Genomic DNA, 3,916 nt, shown 5'->3' with positions numbered 1-3,916 from the left:
TTGCCGGTCAACGCCTGCGGCTGGCCATTCACGTCCTCGTAGACATCGTCGGCCTTGGCGGTGCTGTAGTAGTAGCCTAGGCGGTATTCGCCGGGCAGCCCGCCGACCTTCGGCGACCACACCAGCTCCGCCGGCAGGATCGCGCCCTGGGTGCCGCTGCCGCTGAGCTTGAAGCCGTTGCCGGTTTCCAGGTTCGAGGGGTTCTGCTCGTAGGCGCCGACCTGCACGAAGAATTCCGGGCTGAGGTTGTACTTCACCCGCACCGCCCACTGCGCCACCGGCCAGTTGTACCAGATGCCGCCGACCCAGTTGCCTACCTGCGAGCCGCAGAACGCCAGGTTCTGGAAGTCGCAGGGGAAGCTGTTGAAGTCCTCGCCCTCGCCGAACTGACCGACCTTGATGTCCAGGGCGTCGTCGAGGAAGGTCTGCTTGTACCACATCTGCGTCAGCCGCCAGGTCTGGCCCCGGCCCCAGACTTCCTGCACCGAGCTGAGCTGGCCGGCGCGCGGGTCGCTGACGCGGTCGTTGGACAGGTTGTTGCCGCTGCGCTCGGTCACCGTCAGCTGGAACTCGGCGCCGTGCCAGCCGAGGATCTTCTGCAGGTCCAGGTGGGTGCCCAGCGCCCACTGGTCGCTGTAGCGCGCGGTCTTGTCGTCGTTGTAGCCGCCGTGCAGGTTGCCCGCCGCCTCGCCGACGTAGTCCAGCTTGAAGTCGTAGCCCTTCTCCAGCAGCTCGCTGCGGGTACCGCCCCAGTCGCCGAGCCCCCACTTCGAATCGGCAGAGAAAGCGTCGTCGGCCTGCGCCATGCCGTTGAGGCCGGCCGCGCCCAGGGCGAGCAGGCAGCCCAGGGCGGGGCGGATCTTGTTGTTCTTATGCATTGCTATCGTCCTCGTTGGTGAAATGCCTTGCGGCGTTCAGTGCTTGTGCCGAGCCAGCGGGGTGACCTTGGCCTCCCCCGCCCCGCCCGGCGCCTTGCGCAGGCGCTCGCCACTGCCCGCGTCGAACAGCAGGACGCGGGCCGGGTCCAGCCCCAGCTGCAAGGTCGAACCCAACGCCGGCGCAGCGTCCGGGGCCAGACGGCAGCAGACCTTGGCGCCGTTGAGGGTGACGAAGGCCAGGGTGTCCGGGCCGGTGGGCTCCAGTACCTCGACTTCGGCGCGCACGCCGACCACACCGGTGCCAGCCTCGGCCACGCCGATCTGCTCCGGACGCACGCCGAGGATCAGCTCGCGCCCCTCGGCGACTTCGGCGTCCAGTTCCAGCGGCAGCTCGCAGCGGTCCTGGCCGCTGTCCAGCAGGCCGACCAGGCGGCCGCCCTGGCGCTGCACGCGCAGCGGGATGAAGTTCATCGGCGGCGAACCGATGAAGCTGGCGACGAACAGGTTGGCCGGGTCGTTGTAGATCTGCTGCGGGGTGCCGAATTGCTGGACGACGCCGTCCTTCATCACCGCCACCTTGTCGCCCAGGGTCATGGCCTCGATCTGGTCGTGGGTGACGTAGACCGTGGTGGTCTTCAGGCGCTGGTGCATCAGCTTGATCTCGGTGCGCATCTCCACGCGCAGCTTGGCGTCGAGGTTCGACAGCGGTTCGTCGAACAGGTAGATCTTCGGCCGCCGCGCCAGCGCCCGGCCCATGGCCACGCGCTGCTGCTGGCCGCCGGAGAGCTGCGCCGGCTTGCGCTGCAGCAGGTGTTCGATCTGCAGCAGCTTGGCGACCCGCGCCACCTCTTCGTCGATGGCGGCCTGGGGCATCTTGCGGATCTTCAGGCCGAAGGCGATGTTCTCGCGCACCGTCATGGTCGGGTACAGCGCATAGGACTGGAACACCATGGCGATGTCACGATCCTTCGGGCTCATGCCGCTGATGTCCTGGCCGTCGACCAGAATGGCGCCGCCGGTGACGTCCTCCAGCCCGGCGATGCAGTTCATCAGGGTGGATTTGCCGCAGCCGGACGGGCCGACCAGGATCAGGAACTCGCCGGAGTCGATCGCCAGGTCGATCGACTTGAGGGTCGCCGCCAGGCCGCCGCCGTAGGATTTGTGCAGGTTGCGCAGTTCGAGTGTTGCCATGTCCGATTACCCCTTGACCGCGCCGGCGGTCAGGCCGCGCACGAAATACTTTCCAGCCAGTACGTAGACGATCAGCGTGGGCAGCGCGGCGATCATCGCCGCGGCCATGTCGACGTTGTATTCCTTGACCCCGGTGCTGATGTTCACCAGGTTGTTCAGCGCCACCGTGATCGGCTGGGCGTCGCCGCTGGCGAACACCACGCCGAACAGGAAGTCGTTCCAGATCTGGGTGAACTGCCAGATCAGGCAGACCATCACGATGGGCAGCGACATCGGCATGAGGATGCGCGTGAAGATGGTGAAGAAGCCGGCGCCGTCGAGGCGCGCGGCCTTGACCAGGGCGTCGGGGATGGCCACGAAGTAGTTGCGGAAGAACAAGGTGGTGAAGGCCAGGCCATAGATGCAGTGGACGATCACCAGGCCGGTGGTGGTGTTGGCCAGGCCGAGCTTGCCGAGGGTGAAGGACATCGGCAGGAGGATCACCTGGAACGGCAGGAAGCAGCCGAACAGCAGCGCGCCGAAGAACAGCTGCGAGCCACGGAAGCGCCACATCGACAGCACGTAGCCGTTCATGGCGCCGATGAAGGTGGAGATCAGCACGCCCGGCACGGTGATCTTCACCGAGTTCCAGAAGTAGTCGCCCACCGCGCCCCAGGCCTTCACCCAGCCGATCACGGTGAACACGTCCGGCAGCGCCAGCAGGTTGCTGTTGCGGATGTCCTCGGGGCTCTTGAAGCTGGTCAGCAGCATCACCAGCAGCGGGATCAGGTACAGCGCCACGGCGCCCCAGAGGGTGGCGTGGACCGCCAGGCGGCCGAGGCCGAAGGTCGGTCGGAGGGTCGCTTCACGCATGGCGCTTGCCTCGCAGTTCGGAATACAGGTAAGGCACCACCAGGGCCAGCACGGCGCCGAGCATCAGCATCGCGCTGGCCGCGCCCAGGCCCATCTGGCCGCGGGTGAAGGTATGCGCGTACATGAACATCGCCGGCAGGTCGGAGGAGTAGCCGGGGCCGCCGGCGGTCATCGCGGCGACCAGGTCGAAGCTCTTGATGGCGATGTGCGCGAGGATCATCAGCGCGCTGAAGAACACCGGGCGCAGGCTCGGCAGGACGATGCGCAGGTAGATGGTCGGCAGGCTCGCGCCGTCGACCTGGGCGGCGCGCACGATGGCCGGGTCGACCCCGCGCAGGCCGGCGAGGAACAGCGCCATGACGAAGCCCGAGGCCTGCCACACGGCGGCGATCACCAGGCAGTAGACGACCCGGTCGGGGTTCACCAGCCAGTCGAAGCGGAAGCCGGTCCAGCCCCAGTCGCGCAGCAGCTTGTCCAGGCCCAGGCCGGGGTTGAGCAGCCACTTCCAGGCGGTGCCGGTGACGATCATCGACAGCGCCATGGGGTACAGGTAGACGGTGCGGATGAAGCCTTCGCGGCGGATGCGCTGGTCCAGCAGCACCGCGAGGAAGACCCCGAGCAGCAGGCAGATGACGATGAACAGGCCGCCGAACAGCAGCAGGTTGCGGCTGGCCACCCACCAGCGGTCGTTGTCCCACAGGCGCAGGTACTGGCTCAGGCCGGCCCAGCCGTAGCTGGGCATGAAGCGCGAGTTGCTGAAGGACAGCAGCAGCGTCCAGCCGATGTAGCCGTACACGCAGACCAGCACCACGAGCATGCTCGGGGCCAGCACCAGTTTCGGCAGCCAGCGCTGCAGGCCGTCGAGCAGCGAGGCGCGCGGGGCCGCCGCGGGGGTGAAGGTCGGGTTCTCGGTCGCCATGGGGTCTTCTCGGGTGCGAGTGAAGCCGTCCGGGCCATGGCGGTGGCCCGGAGTGGTCGGCGGGGAATGGACGGGC

Annotated in this window: 4 protein-coding genes; all 4 read right to left on the bottom strand. The window is 67.5% G+C overall.

Annotated elements, in window-relative coordinates; all coding sequences use genetic code 11:
* A partial coding sequence (locus P3W75_RS18560) for a carbohydrate porin (protein WP_276228782.1) occupies positions 1 to 878 on the bottom strand: 878 nt, incomplete at its 3' end.
* Between the two features lie 36 nt (positions 879 to 914).
* Positions 915 to 2,069: an ABC transporter ATP-binding protein gene (locus P3W75_RS18555; protein WP_276228781.1), complete on the bottom strand. Its 1,155-nt coding sequence runs from the start codon at positions 2,067 to 2,069 to the stop codon at positions 915 to 917.
* Between the two features lie 6 nt (positions 2,070 to 2,075).
* Positions 2,076 to 2,921 carry a carbohydrate ABC transporter permease gene (locus P3W75_RS18550; protein WP_276228780.1) on the bottom strand — a complete coding sequence of 282 codons (846 nt, stop codon included), beginning with the start codon at positions 2,919 to 2,921 and terminating at the stop codon, positions 2,076 to 2,078.
* On the bottom strand, positions 2,914 to 3,840 hold the full coding sequence (locus P3W75_RS18545; RefSeq protein ID WP_276228783.1) for a carbohydrate ABC transporter permease: 927 nt from the start codon (positions 3,838 to 3,840) through the stop codon (positions 2,914 to 2,916). The genes P3W75_RS18550 and P3W75_RS18545 overlap by 8 nt, the downstream gene beginning before the upstream one ends.
* Positions 3,841 to 3,916 lie beyond the last annotated feature (76 nt).

It is taken from the genome of Pseudomonas citronellolis, from assembly GCF_029335315.1.
GTDB lineage: Bacteria > Pseudomonadota > Gammaproteobacteria > Pseudomonadales > Pseudomonadaceae > Pseudomonas > Pseudomonas citronellolis_A.
This window is presented reverse-complemented; position numbering and strand designations above follow the sequence as displayed.